This is a genomic window from Paractinoplanes hotanensis (genome assembly GCF_023717965.1).
GTDB lineage: Bacteria > Actinomycetota > Actinomycetes > Mycobacteriales > Micromonosporaceae > Actinoplanes > Actinoplanes polyasparticus.
On record NZ_JAMQOL010000001.1, the window covers coordinates 150,265 to 164,752 of the forward strand.

Annotated in this window: 15 protein-coding genes; 10 read left to right on the plus strand and 5 right to left on the minus strand. The window is 72.3% G+C overall.

Annotated elements, in window-relative coordinates; translation table 11 throughout:
• The first annotated feature begins 24 nt into the window (after positions 1 to 24).
• Together pdxR and LXN57_RS00720 are read left to right on the plus strand one after the other, a co-directional pair.
• Positions 25 to 1,413 carry a MocR-like pyridoxine biosynthesis transcription factor PdxR gene (pdxR, locus tag LXN57_RS00715; protein WP_251795867.1) on the plus strand — a complete coding sequence of 463 codons (1,389 nt, stop codon included), beginning with the start codon at positions 25 to 27 and terminating at the stop codon, positions 1,411 to 1,413.
• An 83-nt stretch (positions 1,414 to 1,496) separates the two neighbouring features.
• Positions 1,497 to 2,471, plus strand: a complete 975-nt coding sequence (locus tag LXN57_RS00720) for an aldo/keto reductase (RefSeq protein ID WP_251795868.1) — start codon at positions 1,497 to 1,499, stop codon at positions 2,469 to 2,471.
• Between the two features lie 188 nt (positions 2,472 to 2,659).
• Here LXN57_RS00720 and LXN57_RS00725 read toward each other — a convergent pair whose 3' ends face one another.
• A complete protein-coding gene (locus LXN57_RS00725; protein ID WP_251795869.1) occupies positions 2,660 to 3,217 on the minus strand; it encodes a snapalysin family zinc-dependent metalloprotease in 558 nt (185 codons plus the stop codon).
• Between the two features lie 96 nt (positions 3,218 to 3,313).
• The gene (locus LXN57_RS00730; RefSeq protein ID WP_251795870.1) at positions 3,314 to 3,970 is read right to left on the minus strand and encodes a TetR/AcrR family transcriptional regulator; all 657 of its coding nucleotides are present in this window, start codon (positions 3,968 to 3,970) and stop codon (positions 3,314 to 3,316) included.
• A 125-nt stretch (positions 3,971 to 4,095) separates the two neighbouring features.
• Between LXN57_RS00730 and LXN57_RS00735 the strand changes: the two genes are divergently transcribed.
• Positions 4,096 to 6,375, plus strand: a complete 2,280-nt coding sequence (locus LXN57_RS00735; protein WP_251795871.1) for a putative bifunctional diguanylate cyclase/phosphodiesterase — start codon at positions 4,096 to 4,098, stop codon at positions 6,373 to 6,375.
• A gap of 19 nt (positions 6,376 to 6,394) precedes the next feature.
• Positions 6,395 to 7,054 (plus strand): response regulator transcription factor, encoded by a 660-nt coding sequence (locus LXN57_RS00740; protein ID WP_251795872.1) that lies wholly within the window; start codon positions 6,395 to 6,397, stop codon positions 7,052 to 7,054.
• On the opposite strand, the gene LXN57_RS00745 is transcribed toward LXN57_RS00740, so the two are convergent.
• Together LXN57_RS00745 and LXN57_RS00750 are read right to left on the minus strand one after the other, a co-directional pair.
• Positions 7,051 to 8,451: an Nramp family divalent metal transporter gene (locus tag LXN57_RS00745; RefSeq protein WP_251795873.1), complete on the minus strand. Its 1,401-nt coding sequence runs from the start codon at positions 8,449 to 8,451 to the stop codon at positions 7,051 to 7,053. The two genes, LXN57_RS00740 and LXN57_RS00745, sit on opposite strands and share 4 nt — an antisense overlap.
• On the minus strand, positions 8,420 to 9,286 hold the full coding sequence (locus LXN57_RS00750; protein ID WP_251795874.1) for a shikimate dehydrogenase: 867 nt from the start codon (positions 9,284 to 9,286) through the stop codon (positions 8,420 to 8,422). Before LXN57_RS00750 ends, LXN57_RS00745 begins: the two co-directional genes overlap by 32 nt.
• A 93-nt stretch (positions 9,287 to 9,379) precedes the next feature.
• On the opposite strand from LXN57_RS00750, the gene LXN57_RS00755 reads away from it, so the two are divergent.
• Both LXN57_RS00755 and LXN57_RS00760 read left to right on the plus strand, forming a co-directional pair.
• On the plus strand, positions 9,380 to 9,730 hold the full coding sequence (locus LXN57_RS00755; RefSeq protein WP_251795875.1) for a DUF1304 domain-containing protein: 351 nt from the start codon (positions 9,380 to 9,382) through the stop codon (positions 9,728 to 9,730).
• A gap of 3 nt (positions 9,731 to 9,733) precedes the next feature.
• Complete coding sequence (locus LXN57_RS00760) at positions 9,734 to 9,958, plus strand: SDR family oxidoreductase (protein ID WP_438872808.1); 225 nt, start codon at positions 9,734 to 9,736, stop codon at positions 9,956 to 9,958.
• Positions 9,959 to 9,961: 3 nt separating this feature from the next.
• On the opposite strand, the gene LXN57_RS00765 is transcribed toward LXN57_RS00760, so the two are convergent.
• Positions 9,962 to 10,681 carry an alpha/beta fold hydrolase gene (locus LXN57_RS00765; RefSeq protein WP_251795876.1) on the minus strand — a complete coding sequence of 240 codons (720 nt, stop codon included), beginning with the start codon at positions 10,679 to 10,681 and terminating at the stop codon, positions 9,962 to 9,964.
• A gap of 146 nt (positions 10,682 to 10,827) precedes the next feature.
• On the opposite strand from LXN57_RS00765, the gene LXN57_RS00770 reads away from it, so the two are divergent.
• The 4 genes from LXN57_RS00770 to LXN57_RS00785 all read left to right on the plus strand — a co-directional run bounded on the left by LXN57_RS00770 (position 10,828) and on the right by LXN57_RS00785 (position 14,488).
• Positions 10,828 to 11,697, plus strand: coding sequence for an RNA polymerase sigma-70 factor (locus tag LXN57_RS00770; protein ID WP_251795877.1), 870 nt, complete (start codon positions 10,828 to 10,830; stop codon positions 11,695 to 11,697).
• A 90-nt stretch (positions 11,698 to 11,787) separates the two neighbouring features.
• Positions 11,788 to 13,128, plus strand: coding sequence for an NAD(P)/FAD-dependent oxidoreductase (locus LXN57_RS00775; RefSeq protein ID WP_251795878.1), 1,341 nt, complete (start codon positions 11,788 to 11,790; stop codon positions 13,126 to 13,128).
• Positions 13,129 to 13,145: 17 nt separating this feature from the next.
• Positions 13,146 to 13,493 (plus strand): sigma-70 family RNA polymerase sigma factor family protein, encoded by a 348-nt coding sequence (locus LXN57_RS00780; protein ID WP_251795879.1) that lies wholly within the window; start codon positions 13,146 to 13,148, stop codon positions 13,491 to 13,493.
• Between the two features lie 68 nt (positions 13,494 to 13,561).
• On the plus strand, positions 13,562 to 14,488 hold the full coding sequence (locus tag LXN57_RS00785) for an SDR family oxidoreductase (RefSeq protein ID WP_251795880.1): 927 nt from the start codon (positions 13,562 to 13,564) through the stop codon (positions 14,486 to 14,488).

Here is a 14,488-nt window from a genome sequence, read left to right on the forward strand (position 1 = left end):
GGGTCACTGATAAGGTCCAGTTTCATGCCCGTCGAGTGGGCCGGTTCGGGGCCCGAACTGCTCGTGACGATCGACCGCGGCCGCGGCGCCGGATTGCGTACGCAGCTCGAAGACCAGCTGCGCGCCGCGATCCGGGCCGGTCGCCTGGCCACCGGCGAGCCGCTGCCGTCCTCGCGTGAGCTGGCCCGCGCCCTGAGCCTGTCCCGCGGTCTCGTCCAGGACTGCTACGCCCAGCTGCAGGCTGAGGGCTACCTGACGAGCCGTCCCGGCTCCGCCACGCGGGTGGCCGCGACCGCCGTTCCGGCCGCCGGCGCGCCGCCTTCCCGGCCCCCGGCGCCGGCCGAGATGTTCCCGGTCGCCGACTTCCGGCACGGCGTTCCCGACCTGAGCCTCGTGCCGCGACAGGACTGGGCGTGGGCGGTCCGCGAGGCCTGCCGCATGATGCCGGACGCCGCCTTCGACTACGGCGACCCCGTCGGCCCGGTGCGGCTGCGGGAGGTGCTGGCTTCCTATGCCGTACGGGTGCGGGCGGCCTCGGCCACGGCGGCCGACCTGATCGTGTGCACCGGCACACAGCAGGCGCTCGGCCTGGTCACCGGCGCGCTGGCCGCTGCCGGCATCGGCACGGTCGCCGTCGAGCACCCCGGCAGCGGCCGGACCCTGGGCCCGCTCGCCGAGGCGGCCGGGATGACCTGCGTACCCGTGCCGGTCGACGAGGCCGGACTCGACGTCGCTGCCCTGCGCCGCACCGGCGCCCGCGCCGTCCTGGTCACCCCGGCCCACCAGTGGCCGACCGGCGTCGTGCTCACCGGCGCCCGCCGCCAGGAGCTGATCGCCTGGGCCCGCGAGCTCGACGGCGTCGTCATCGAGGACGACTACGACGCCGAGTTCCGCTACGACCGCGAGCCGGTCGGCTCCCTGCAGGGCCTGGCCCCGGACCACGTCGTCTCGCTCGGCACGGTGAGCAAATCACTGGCGCCGGCCCTGCGACTGGGCTGGATCATCGCCCCCGGCCGCCTGCGCGAGCCGATCGCCCACCGCAAGTGGCTGGCCGACCGCGGCAGCCCCGTCGTCGACCAGTTCGCCCTGGCCGTGCTGATCGAGTCCGGCCGCTACGACCGCCATCTGCGCCGCATGCGCGCCGAGTACGCCGCCCGCCGCGACACCCTGGTCGCCGCCCTGAGCCGGCACGCACCCCACCTGTCGCTCACCGGCCTGGCCGCCGGCTTCCACGCCGTCCTCGACCTGCCCGCCGGCGCCGGCGAGCAGCATCTGATCGCCCGGGCCGCCCGCCGCGGCGTCGGCCTCTACGGCGTGGCCGGCTCCCGCCCGCAGCTCGTCCTCGGCTTCGGCAACACGTCACGCCGCGAGATCGAGGCGGGGATCAGCGCGATCGCGGATCTGCTGCCGTGACAGTGCCGGGGCTGCCCCGGTTGAGGCAGGGTGGGTAACGCCGCCCACGATGTTCGCGGGCGCGAACGGCAGAAGGGCACGGCATGCGGAAGCGGATCCTGGGGAACGGGCTCGAGGTCTCGGCGATCGGGTTCGGGGCCATGGGCATGAGTTCCGGCTACGGGCCGGGGGCCGAGCGGGCCGAGCACGTCGCGCTGCTGCGGGCCGCGGTGGAGCGCGGGGTCACCTTGTTCGACACCGCCGAGGTGTACGGGCCGTACGTGAACGAGGAGTTGGTGGGCGAGGCGCTGGAGCCGGTGCGGGACGAGGTCGTGATCGCCACCAAGTTCGGCTTCGATATCGGCGGCGAGGGCGTGGACAGCCGGCCCGAGCACATCCGGGAGGTGGCCGACGCGTCGCTGCGGCGGCTGCGGACCGATCGGATCGACCTGTTCTATCAGCACCGGGTCGACCCGGCGGTGCCCATCGAGGAGGTCGCGGGCGCGGTCCGGGAGCTGATCGAGGCGGGCAAGGTGCAGCACTTCGGGCTGTCCGAGGCGGCCGCGGCGACCGTGCGGCGGGCGCACGCGGTGCAGCCCGTCACGGCCCTGCAGTACGAGTACTCGCTGTGGTGGCGCCGCCCCGAGGCCGAGATCCTGCCGCTAGCCGAGGAGCTGGGCATCGGCTTCGTGCCGTTCAGCCCGCTCGGCCGGGGCTTCCTGACCGGTGCGATCACGGCCGGCACCACGTTCGGCGAGGGCGACATGCGCGGCTCGCTCCCCCGCTTCGACGCCGCGGCGCGGCAGGCCAACCAGGTGGTCGTCGACCTGCTACGCCGCAAGGCCGACAGCAAGGGAGCCACCCCGGCCCAGATCGCGCTGGCCTGGCTGCTCGCCCAGCGACCGTGGATCGTCCCCATCCCGGGCACCCGCCGGCTCGCGCGGCTGGCGGAGAACCTGGCCGGCGCCGAGGTCGAGCTCACCGACGACGACCGGCACGAGCTCGGCACGGCCGCGGCGAAGATCGATGTCCGGGGCGACCGCTACTCCGAGCAGGCCGAGCGGCTGACCAACCTGTGATCACGGGACGAGCTGCGGCTCCGGCCGGGGCAGGCGCGAGCTGAGCTGGGCGCGGGGCACGCTGAGCGTGCGGGCCCGCACGGCCGCCGAGACGCTGTTCGACCAGCTGGACCACGGCAGGCCGGCCCTCTCCCGCCTGTTCGAGCCGCATCTGGTCGGGGCGTCCTGACCGCCGTGCGGGCCGTCCGTCAGCCGGCCGCCCCGGCCAGGGCGGGCTGCCAGACGTACGTCTGCGGGGTGACCCGGGCGACGGCCGAGGAGCGGAAGTTCGCCTCGACCTGGGCCAGCTCGCGGGAGTTGGGATACGAGTTGGCGCACGAGATCGGGGCGCTGCTGCCGGACATCAGGTCGGCGCACAGCCCGGTGCGGCGGTCGGGCAGGCCCAGGATGTGGCCCAGCTCGTGGGCGGCGATCCGCGGCGGGTGGTACCCCTGGTTGACGGCCTGGCGGCCCATCCAGACCCGGCCGTTGCCGAGCGAGGTGGTCTGGGCGCGGGGCCAGCCGTTGTCGGCGTAGACGCGGATGTTGGGCGTGCGGCCGGCGGTGACCGGTTCGAGGCGCACATTGGTGGCCCGGCTGTTCCAGATCTGGGCGCCCTGGTTCACCACGGCCACGAACTCCTGCGCCTGGCTGGCGTCGTAGTAGAGCACGCGGGGCGCGGCCGAGGCCGGGGCGGACCCGGCGACCAGCACACCGGCGAACGCGACGGCCGAGATGACCGCGGCCGCCATTCTTCGGAGAAGCATCAGTACCCTCCTGCGGGGGATCGGGGGGTTGTTCTGGCCCCGACCCTAGCCAGGCAGAGATGCCTGTCGATGCTTTCCGGACATACCGATTGCGTCCTACCGCGGCGGAGCGGCGGTCACGTGGGCCACGACGAGGTCGCCGATCATCTGGCGCTGATGGGCCCGCAGGGCCGGGTCGAGCAGGTCGCGGTCGAAGATGGCGCGGAACGTGTAGCGGTTGGCGCCGCGGAAGATGCAGAAGGCACTGATGATCATGTGGACGTCGAGGGCGTCCACGTCGTCGCGGAAGAGGCCCCCGGCCACGCCCCGCTGCATGATGCGGGTCAGCACGTCGAGCGCGGGGGCGGCCAGGCCCTCGCGGACCTCGGACTTCAGCAGGTGCTGGGCGTAGTGGATGTTCTCGATGGCGACCAGGCGGACGAAATCCTGGTGTTCCTCGTGGTGGTCGAAGGTGAGCTCGGCCAGCTTGCGCAGCGCCTCGACCGGCTCGAGGTGGGCGACGTCGAGCTTCTGCTCGAGCGCGCGGATGTGCTGGTAGGCCTGCTCGAGGACGGCCAGGTAGAGGCCCTCCTTGCCGCCGAAGTAGTAATAGATCATGCGTTTGGTGGTACGGGTCTTGGCGGCGATCTCGTCGACCCGCGCGCCCGCGTAGCCCTGATCGGCGAACTCGTGCGTGGCGACGTCGATGATCTCCGCCCGGGTGCGCTCGGCATCCCGCACCCGTTCGCCGGGCGTCGCCGCTCCCGCTGCCATCCGCTTCCCTTCCGCCGGTCATCCCGACTTTAGCGGGCCGCGGATATTGAGCAGCGGCCGGAACAGCGGACCTTTCAGATCGACGGACCTTTCAGATCGACGGCATCGCGGCCGAAGCAAGTGCCATGCCTCGTCGGTGCCGTGCGCACTTCCTCGAAATCGCCGGAGTGCTGCTGGCCACGCTGGCCGCCACCTGGCTGGGGATCGGCCTGGCGCACGAGTGGGCGCACCCGGCCGTTGGCTGGCTGCCCCTGCCGCTCAGCACCGCCCTGGCCGTGATCGCCTGCGCCCGGGCCGCCCGCGACAGCCGCCTCGACGCGGGCACCCGCCGTTTCTGGCGACACCTCACGCTGGCGAGTGTGTTCTTCACGGCCGGCACCCTCGGCAACGCCTACGACGCGGTCGGCGGCTCGGAGCCCTCGCAGATGATCGGACCGGTCACGCTCGCGCTCTATCTGGCCGTGCTGGGCCTGGTGATCTGGGCTCTGCTGCGCCTGCCGTCCTGGCAGCGCAGCCGGGCCGACTGGATCCGCTTCGCCCTGGACGCCTGCATGGTGCTGGTCACCACGGGCGCCCTCGTCTGGCACCTCGCGCTGCGCGATCACGAACGCTGGACCGCCCAGACCGGCTCGTCCGGCCCGATGCTGGCCATCATGCTGGCGGCCTTCGTGGGCGTTTCGACCTTCGTCAAGGTCGGCTTCGCCGGCGCCGGGCGGCTCGACCGGCAGGCCATCCGCATCCTCGCCGCCGGCGCCGCGATCGCCTCCTCCCTCGGCGGCCTGTCGCCCTTCCTCGCCGACCGGATCTACCTGTCGTCCAGCCTGATCGCCGTGCCGGTGGCCGCGCTCACCATCAACCTCGCGGCCGCCCGCCAGTGGTTCAACGGGGATCGTGCGCCCGAGGCGCGCCGCCGGTCGCGGCGGATCAGCGTCCTTCCGTACGCGGCCGTGGCCGTGACCGACGTGCTGCTGCTCTCCACCGGCACCGGCGACGCCACCGAGACCACCGCCATGCAGCTCGCCGCCGTCGCGCTCACCGCGCTGGTCGTGGTGCGCCAGATCCTGGCGCTGCGCGACAACCAGCGGCTGCTCGACGAGCTGCGGGGCTACCAGGCCAAGCTCACCCATCAGGCGATGCACGACAGCCTGACCGGCCTGGCCAACCGCGCCCTGATGGAACAGCACGTCGGCCGGCTGCTCGACGAGGGGCGCCCGTTCCACGTGGCCCTGCTCGACCTCGACGACTTCAAGACCGTCAACGACCGGCTCGGTCACCACGTGGGCGACCTGCTCATCATGGCCACCGGCAGCCGGCTGACCGGCGTCGTCGACGACCGGGGCCTGGTCGCGCGGCTCGGCGGTGACGAGTTCATCGTGGTCGTCCCGGACGGCAGCGAGATCGAGGCCCTCTTGCGGCGCCTGATCACGGTGGTCGGCGCGCCGGTCGAGCTCGAGGGGCACACCGTGGTCACCGCGGCCAGCGTGGGAGTCACGACAACCCGCCCCGGCGACGTCCCGGCCGAGCTGCTGCGGCGGGCCGACGTCGCGATGTACGCCGCCAAGCACGCCGGTGGCGACGCCTGGCACTGGTTCGACGCGGCCATGGACCGGGCCGCCGACGACGAGGCGCGCCTGGCCGCCGAGCTGCGCCGCGCCCCGGCCGAGGGGCAGCTGGTCGCCCTGTACCAGCCCATCGTCAGCCTGCCCGACGGCGCCCCGGCCGGCGCGGAGGTGCTGCTGCGCTGGCAGCACCCGGAGCGGGGCCTGCTCACACCGGACACCTTCATCCCGCTCGCCGAGAACAACGGGTTCATCGTCGAGCTCGGCGACTGGGTGCTGCGCGAGGCCGTCCGGCAGTCCGTGGAGTGGCGGGACCGCCTCGGCGGCCGGGCCCCGGAGCGGATCAGCGTCAACGTGTCGGCCCGCCAGCTCACCGACCCCCACTTCGTCGACCGGGTGGCCGGGGTGCTGCTGGAAAGCGGTCTGGCGCCGCACCGGCTGATGCTCGAGGTGACCGAGACGGCCGTGCTGTCGGCCGGCGTCGCCGTCGCGCAGCTGCACCGGCTCAAGGCCCTGGGCGTACGCCTCGCGCTCGACGACTTCGCCACCGGTCACTCCTCGCTGAGTCTGCTGCTCGACTGCCCGGTGGACGTGCTCAAGGTGGACAAGTCCTTCGTCAGCGGCACGACCGCGGGGCGGGCCGGCGCGATCATCGTGCGCAACCTGATCGGCTTCACCACCGACTTCGGCATCGAGGCCGTCGCCGAGGGGGTCGAGACGACCGATCAGGCCGCCCGGTTGCACGAGGCCGGCTACCGGTTCGCCCAGGGCTACCTGTTCGGGCGGCCGATGAGCGCGTCCGCCCTGGAGGAGCTGATCACCGTCCGCGCGATCGCGGTCGCCTGACCGGGCTATCGTGCTGTCCATGCGTGTTCTGGTCGCCGATGACGAGAGGGTGCTCGCCGACACCGTGGCCGACGGGCTGCGGGACTTCGCGATGGCCGTCGACGTGGTGTACGACGGCGAGGCGGCCAAGGAGCGGGTGACCGTCAACCGCTACGACGTCGCCGTGCTCGACCGGGACATGCCCGGCGCCACCGGCGACGAGGTCTGCCGCGAGATGATCGCGGCTGGGCTCGACACCCGGGTGCTGCTGCTCACCGCGGCCGCCGGCATCCGCGACCGGGTCGAGGGGCTGGGGCTGGGCGCCGACGACTACCTGACCAAGCCGTTCGCCTTCGCCGAATTGGTCGCCCGGGTGCAGGCCCTCGGCCGCCGGGCCAACGCCGCGCACGGCCCGGTGCTCGACCGCGAGGGCATCACGCTCGACATCCCCCGGCACACCGCCTCGCGCGACGGGCTGCCGCTGCGGCTGTCCCCCAAGGAGTTCGCCGTGCTGCGGGTGCTGCTGCGGGCCGACGGGGCCGTCGTCAGCGCCGAGGACCTGCTGGAACAGGCCTGGGACGAGAACGCCGACCCGTTCACCCAGACCGTGCGGGTCACCGTGATGACGCTGCGCCGCAAGCTCGGCGACCCGCCGGTCATCCACACCGTGCCGCGCGTCGGCTATCGGCTGGGCAGCTAAAGCCGCTGCAACTGGGTGATCACCATCGCCACCGCGAAGAAGCCGTAGAAGCCGATGGCCACGAGCATCCCGCCGAGGCGCCAGCCGCCCAGCCGTACGGCGGAAGGAAGGTCCTTGAGGTTGAGGCGCACCAGCAGGATCGAGTAGAGCAGCGTGACCACCGAGGCCGCGCACGTCGACACGATCAGCAGGCCCAGCGGCTGGGTGAAGCCGGCCAGCAGGATGGACGAGCCCAGCACGATCTCGGCCCAGACGACGGTCAGGTAGAGCCGCGGCTCGGTCCAGCGGGCCGAGGTCTGCAGGTAGTTGCGGCGCAGGAAGTCGCCGGCCACCCGGCCGATGATGTCGAGCAGGCCCATCGCGGCCGCCCACAGCGAGACCGTCGCCACGGCCAGGAAGAGCAGCTTGAGCCAGCCGCCGACCTGGTCCGAGAGGATGTCGGCCTCGATGCGCAGGAACGAGGTGTCGTTCTTGATGTCGTCCCGGCCGAACAGCAACTGGTAGGCCAGCAGGCACATGATCGTGATGGTCACGAAGCAGACCGCCACGAAGGTGACCAGGTGCTCGGCGTTGGCCCGCTTCCACCACACCTGCCAGCGGGCCATGTTCTGCTCGTCGGCCGGGAAGGCGTAGCGGTCGGCGCCGGCCGCCTCCTCCCGTCCGGTGATCGGGGAGACCAGCCGCGGCACGTGCGCGCCCATGCCGTAGCGCTTGTCGCGGATCCAGTTGCTGAGGACCAGATTGTGGACACCGCCCGCGCCGGCCGCTCCGATCGCGCTCAGCAGCAGGGTGAAGGTGATGCCCTCGGGAATCTGCCCGAACTCGGTCACCGTGGCCCGGGCGCCGTCGCCCCACGTGCCGAGCGAGATGACGAAGACGACCACCACGATCAGGAAGAAGACGGTGAGCCCGACCTTGACGATCTCGACCCGCTCGACGGTGTTGTAGACCACCTTGGACACCGAGAGCAGCACGCCGATGGCGACCAGGGTGACGACGGTGACCCAGACCGGGTCACCGCCGCCGACCAGATACGTCAGCACGGTGCTGCCGCTCGTGGCCCAGCCCGGCCAGGCGTACTGGAAGGCCCCGGCCAGGCAGATGATGATCCCCCAGCCCTTCCACCAGCGGGAGAAGCCGGCCACCACGGTCTGGCCGGTGGCCAGCGTGTAGCGCTCGATCTCCATGTTGATGACGAACTGGACGGCGAGGGTGCAGAAGGCCAGCCAGAGCAGGCCGAGACCGCCGATCGCGGTCAGGTAGGGCCACAGGATGATCTCGCCGGCGGCCATGCCGATGCCGACGGCGACCACGCCGGGGCCGATCATCCGGCGCAGGGACAGGGGTTCGGGGAGGTCGCGGGTCTCAGCGGGGGTCCGGGTGCGGGAGGGATTCATGGCGGGCTCCGTTGTCGTGGAGTACGGCATCGAGGTGGCGCAGCATCCGCGCGGTGTCGGGGGTTCGCCCGGTGAACAGCTCGAAGGCGGCGGCGGCCTGGTAGGCGCACATCGCCGTCCCGCCGACGGCCCGCAGCCCGGCGTCGCGGGCCGCTCGCAGCAGCGGCGTCACGACCGGCATGTAGACGATGTCGGCCACCCACAGGCCGCGGTGGAGCAGCTCGGTGGGCAGGGGCAGTCCCGGGTGGGCGCGCATGCCGACCGGACTGGCGTTGACCAGCCCGCCGGCGTTCGCGATCGCCGCCGGCAGATCGGCCGGCGCGGCGACGGAGAGGCGGGTATCGGAGAACCGGGCGGCGAGCTGCTCGCGCCGGCCCGCGTCCGGGTCGACGACGGTCAGGTGCTCGACGCCCAGCGTGAGCTGGGCATAGGCGCAGGCGGCGCCGGCCCCGCCGGCGCCGGCCCCGCCGGCGCCGGTCTGCACGACCCGGCCGCGGGCGAGGTCGCGGTAGGCCTCGGTGAACCCGTACGCGTCGGTGTTGTGGCCGGCCCGCCGGCCGTCGCGGAGGACGACGGTGTTGACCGCGCCGATCGCCCGGGCCTGCGGGGACAGGTCGTCCAGCAGATCGATGACCTGTTGCTTGAAGGGATGGGTGATGTTGAGCCCGGCGTAGCCCTCGCTCTCGGCCCGGGTGAGCAGGTCGCCCAGGGCAGCCGGGGATCCGGTGTCGAACAGGTCGTACGTGAGGTCGAGACCGTGGCTGCGGCCCTCGGCCTCGTGCAGCGCCGGGGACAGGGAGGCGCCGATGCCGGCCCCGATCAAGCCACAGCGCACGCTCGCCGCTCCCGCGAATCGTCAATGTACGGACTGGTACGTTAGTTATCCGCTGTGACGAGGCCCACTGTCAAGGCCCGGTAGCCTGTCGCGGTGATCATCATTGCGAACCTGCTGGTGGCGCTGGTCGCGCTCATCCACGCGTACATCCTGGTCCTGGAGATGTTCCTGTGGACCACCCCGCGCGGGCAGCGCGCGTTCGGGCTCACCCCTGAGTTCGCCCGGCAGACGAAGGTGCTGGGCCTGAATCAGGGGCTCTACAACGGTTTCCTGGCCGCCGGCCTGATCTGGGGACTGGTGGCCGACAACCTCGGCGCCAAGGTGTTCTTCCTGATCTGCGTGGCGGTCACCGGCATCGTCGGGGCCGCCACCGCCAGCCGCCGCATCCTCTACATCCAGACGGCTCCGGCCGTGCTCGCGCTGGCGTTCGTGCTCATCGCCTGAAATTTGTCGGACCCCCGCCTACGCTTTCCCCACTACGTCGGCCGGGGCGTGGCCGCGCTCGCCGCCGATCCCGGCGCCGCCCGGTTCAGCGGGCAGACCCTGTCGAGCGCGGACCTCGCCGCCACCTACGGCGTCACCGACACCGACGGCACGCGGCCCGACTTCCCCCGGTACTTCGCCGAGGTGATGGCCCCCGGCCGCCCCGCCGGCGACGAGGGTTACCGGTAAGGATCAGGCTGCGGCGACCGCTTCGAGGATGACGTCGGCGACGGCTCGGGGCTGGCTGACGCTCAGGGCGTGCGAGGCGCCGGAGATCTCGCGGGCTGTCTTGGCGCCGGCACGGCCGGCCATCCAGCGGTGCAGCTCCACCGGGATGTTGAGGTCGGCGTCGCTGTAGACGAACCAGGACGGGATCGAGCGCCAGGCCGGCTCGTCGGCCGGCAGGCCCGTCGACAGGGCGGCCTCGGTGACCGGGCGCTGGGTCGCGGCCATCAGCGCCGCCTCGGCCTCCGGGACGTCGGCACAGAACTGGCGGCGGAAGACGTCACGGCGGATCGTGAACTCGTTGCCGCCGGTGGCGACCGGGTAGGCGGCGAGCGCGTCGCCGAGCGTGCTGCCGGGGAACTTCAGCGAGAGCGCGAACGCCGACTCCCCCGTGTCCGGGGCGAACGCGTCGACGTAGACGAGTCCCCTCACCTCGTCGTTGCCGGCCGCCGCCTCGGTGACGACCATGCCGCCGTACGAGTGGGCGACCAGCAGCACCGGGCCGCCGATCCCGCCGATGACGTCCCTGACGTACCGGGCGTCGCCGGCCAGGCTGCGCAACGGGTTGGCGACGGCGATCACGTCGAGCGATTCGCCGGCCAGGCGCTCGATGACGCCGTTCCAGCTGGCGGACTCGGCGAAGGCGCCGTGCACGAGCAGGACGGTGGGCTTGGTGTTCTCGGGCATGATCTTCCCCCTCGGGAGTGGAAACGCGGTCTGTCAGCGGTGACCGGGCAGCTCCCCGATCCGTGACGGAGTCGATCGTCACTGGTCTCGTTACTGGCTTCCGGGCAGGTCCCGGGACCAGGATGAGGTGCCGGGAGGGGGCGCGAATGGGTCTGGGTGATCTCAACGAGGCAGCACGGGTGTTCACGGAGGTGCGGCCCCGGCTGTTCGGTATCGCCTATCGCATGCTCGGCAGCGCCACCGAGGCCGAAGACCTGGTGCAGGACGTCTGGCTGCGCTGGCAGACCTACGACCGCGACACCGTGGTGAATCCCGGAGCCTTCCTGGCCACCACCACGACGCGGCTCGCGATCAACAATCTGCAGTCGGCGCGGGTGCGGCGCGAGACGTACGTCGGCCCGTGGCTGCCCGAGCCGGTCGACACCAGCGCCGACCCCTATCTGGGCGCGGAGACGGGCAACGCCCTCGAGTTCGCGGTGCTGATGCTGCTCGAGAAGCTGACGCCCAACGAACGGGCGGCCTACGTGCTCCGCGAGGCCTTCGATTATCCGTACGGGCAGATCGCCGAGATCCTGCAGAGCACCGAGCCGGCCGTACGCCAGCTGGTGAGCCGGGCCCGCAAGCACGTCACCGGCGAGCGCAAGGCGCCCGTGTCGACCACGGCCCAGCGCGAGCTCCTGGCCACGTTCATCACGGCCGCCCGCAACGGCGACATGCAAGGGCTCGAGAGGCTGTTCGCGGCCGAGGTCGCCAGCATCTCCGACGGCAACGGCGCCCGGCAGGTCTCGCGCCGCGCGGTCGTCGGCGCGGCCCGCGTGGCCAAGTACGTCGCGGCCTTCTCGGCCTGGTGGTGGGAGGGCGTCGAGGTCCGGTTCATCACCGCCAACGGCCGGCCCAGCGCCGTGCTGGAGCGCGGCGACGAGACGCTCGCGGTGCTGACCGTCGACGCGTCGGAGGACGGCATCGAGCAGGTGCTGTGGATGATGAACCCGCAGAAGATCGCCGCGGTGAGCTGACCCGCGGCTGTCACAGATCCGTGCCGTGCCCGGTCTTAGCGGGCGACAAGCTCGCCATGCCCGCCGCAGGCGGGAGAAACAGAGGGCACGATGCGGACGATCCTGGTGGTCGGCGGTGGCTATGCCGGCTTCTACACGGCCTGGAAGCTCGAGAAGAAGCTCCGCCGGGACGAGGCTGAGGTCGTCGTCGTCGATCCGCGTCCCTACATGACCTACCAGCCCTTCCTGCCCGAGGTGCTGGCGGGCTCGGTCGAGGCGCGCCACGCGGCCGTCGCGCTGCGCCGCCACCTGAAGAGGACGCGCCTGGTCAACGGCAGCGTCACGACGATCGACCATGCGAACCGCACGGTCGTGGTGCAGCCGGCCGCCGGCGAGAGCTTTCCCCTGGCGTACGACATCCTGGTCGTCACCGCCGGGGCGGTGACCCGCAAACTGGCCATCCCGGGCGTCGCCGAGAACGCGATCGGCATGAAGCACGTCGAGGAGGCCGTGGCCATCCGCGACCGGCTGCTGACCGCCTTCGACCAGGCGGCCACGCTGCCCCGCGGCCCGCAGCGGCAGCGGCTGCTCACCGCCACCTTCGTCGGCGGCGGCTTCTCGGGCGTCGAGGGCTTCGGCGAGCTCATGTCGCTGGGCCAGGCGCTCGTGAAGAGGTATCCCGAGCTCGACCCGTCGGAGCTCAGCTTCCATCTCGTCGAGGCGCGCGACCGCATCCTGCCCGAGGTGACCGGCGAGCCCGGCCGCTGGGTGGTGCGGCATCTCGAGAAGCGCGGCGGCCACGTGCATCTGAACGCGCAGGTGCGCTCGGCCGCCGGCGGGCGCATCGCGCTCTCCACCGGCGAGGAGTTCGACTCCGAGCTGATCGTGTGGACGGCCGGCAACGGCGCCAACCCGATGGTGCACAACCACACCGACCTGCCGATCGACGCCCGCGGCCGGGTCGTGGTGCGGGCCGACCTGCGGGTGGGCACGGACGCCGAGCCGGTCGAGGACGCGTGGGCGGCCGGTGACGACGCGGCGGTGCCCGACCTGGCGATCGACCAGCCGGGCGCCGCGACCGTGCCGAACGCCCAGCACGCCGTACGGCAGGGAAAGCTCCTGGCCAGGAATCTGATCGCCGCGTTGCGGGGGCGCCCGGCCAAGCCGTACAAGCACGCCGGCCTCGGCGTCGTGGCGACCCTCGGGCTGGGCCGCGGCATCTTCCAGTGGCACGGGATCGTCATCAAGGGCTTCCCGGCCTGGGTCATGCACCGCGGCTACCACGTGCTCGCCGTGCCCACCTGGGAACGCAAGGTCCGCGTGCTCGCCGTATGGGCGACCGCCGTGTTGTTCGGGCGCGACATCGTCTCGCTGGCCTCCGTGCAGCACCCGCGCCGGGCGTTCGAGACCGGCGGCGAGCCGGTCCGCGCCACCGCCGGCACCCGTGCCTGATCCGCGCCACCCGGCCGATGCATCCGTTACATCTGCTCGCCGTCGCCTGCCAAGCCGCTGACCTCGCGACCGTCGAGTCCCAGCTGGCCCCCGGCGTCGTGGCCGTCTGCGACGGCGGTGGCCTGGTGTCCGCCCCGAGCGAGCCCGTGCGAGGCGCGGCGGAGGTCGCTTCGCTGTTGCTGACCCTGCTCGCCGGCACGCTGCTCACCCGGGAGACGGTGAACGGCCTGCCCGGCCTGGCCGCCCGCCGCGCCGACGGGACGCCGCTGGCCGTGCTGGTGGCCACCGGCGCTCCGGCCGAGATCGGTTCGCTCTGGATCGTGCTCAACCCCGACAAGCTGCGGCGCTGGAGCTTGTATTCGTAGACCATGGTTACCGCTGCCCAACCGCGCCAAGGTGGAGTCACATCCCTTCTCTGACCTGGAGTTTTCTCGTGAGTACGAAGCTGGCTGTGGTGACCGGGGCGAGCAGTGGCGTAGGCCTGGGACTGGCCACCCGCCTGGCCGCCGAGGGCGCCGAACTGCTGCTGCCCGTCCGTGATCCGGCCAAGGGCGAGGCTGCCGCCGCCCGCATCCGCGCCGAGGCGCCGCAGGCCCGTGTCACCCTGGCCGCGCTCGACCTGGCGTCGCTGGCCTCCGTGGCCGCGTTCGCCGAGACCGTCGACCGTCCCGTCGACGTGCTCATCAACAACGCCGGCGTGATGGCGCCGCCCGTCCGGCACACCACCGCCGACGGCCTGGAGCTGCAGTTCGGCACCAACCACATCGGGCACTTCGCGCTCACCGCCCGGCTGCTGCCGCAGTTGCGCGCCGGACGGGCTCGAGTCACGACGATGACGAGCGGCGCCGCCCGCAACGCGACAATCAATTGGGACGACCTGGGGAGCGCGCGCGGCTACGCGGCCATCAAGGCGTACGGGCAGTCGAAGCTCGCGAATCTGATGTTCGCGCTCGAACTCGACCGGCGCTCGCGGGCCGAGGGGTGGGACATCGTCAGCAACGCGGCACACCCGGGCACGACCCTGACCGGCCTGTACGCCGCCGGTCCGAACCTGGGCCGCGACAAGCCGGCCCGGCTCGAGGCGATCATGTCGCGGCTGGCCCGCTGGGGCGTCTTCGTCCAGGGGGTCGAGCAGGGTCTTCAGCCCGCGCTGTACGCGGCCACGAGTGAGGAGGCGCGCGGCGGGCGGCTCTACGGTCCGGACGGGATCGGGCAGTTCACCGGGAAGCCGACCGAGCTGGCGATCTATCGCCCGGCCCGCGACCTGGCCGCGGCCCGGCGGCTGTGGGACGTGTCGGCCGAGCTGGCCGGCGTGGAATTCGTACCGGGCGGCGGCGCCGGCCGGAACCCGAGGACCTGA

Coding starts and splice junctions, on each gene's coding strand:
- pdxR (WP_251795867.1), top strand. CDS start 25: ATGCCCGTCGAGTGGGCCGGTTCGGGGCCCGAACTGCTCGTGACGATC.
- LXN57_RS00720 (WP_251795868.1), top strand. CDS start 1,497: ATGCGGAAGCGGATCCTGGGGAACGGGCTCGAGGTCTCGGCGATCGGG.
- LXN57_RS00725 (WP_251795869.1), bottom strand. CDS start 3,217: ATGCTTCTCCGAAGAATGGCGGCCGCGGTCATCTCGGCCGTCGCGTTC.
- LXN57_RS00730 (WP_251795870.1), bottom strand. CDS start 3,970: ATGGCAGCGGGAGCGGCGACGCCCGGCGAACGGGTGCGGGATGCCGAG.
- LXN57_RS00735 (WP_251795871.1), top strand. CDS start 4,096: ATGCCTCGTCGGTGCCGTGCGCACTTCCTCGAAATCGCCGGAGTGCTG.
- LXN57_RS00740 (WP_251795872.1), top strand. CDS start 6,395: ATGCGTGTTCTGGTCGCCGATGACGAGAGGGTGCTCGCCGACACCGTG.
- LXN57_RS00745 (WP_251795873.1), bottom strand. CDS start 8,451: ATGAATCCCTCCCGCACCCGGACCCCCGCTGAGACCCGCGACCTCCCC.
- LXN57_RS00765 (WP_251795876.1), bottom strand. CDS start 10,681: ATGCCCGAGAACACCAAGCCCACCGTCCTGCTCGTGCACGGCGCCTTC.
- LXN57_RS00770 (WP_251795877.1), top strand. CDS start 10,828: ATGGGTCTGGGTGATCTCAACGAGGCAGCACGGGTGTTCACGGAGGTG.
- LXN57_RS00775 (WP_251795878.1), top strand. CDS start 11,788: ATGCGGACGATCCTGGTGGTCGGCGGTGGCTATGCCGGCTTCTACACG.
- LXN57_RS00780 (WP_251795879.1), top strand. CDS start 13,146: ATGCATCCGTTACATCTGCTCGCCGTCGCCTGCCAAGCCGCTGACCTC.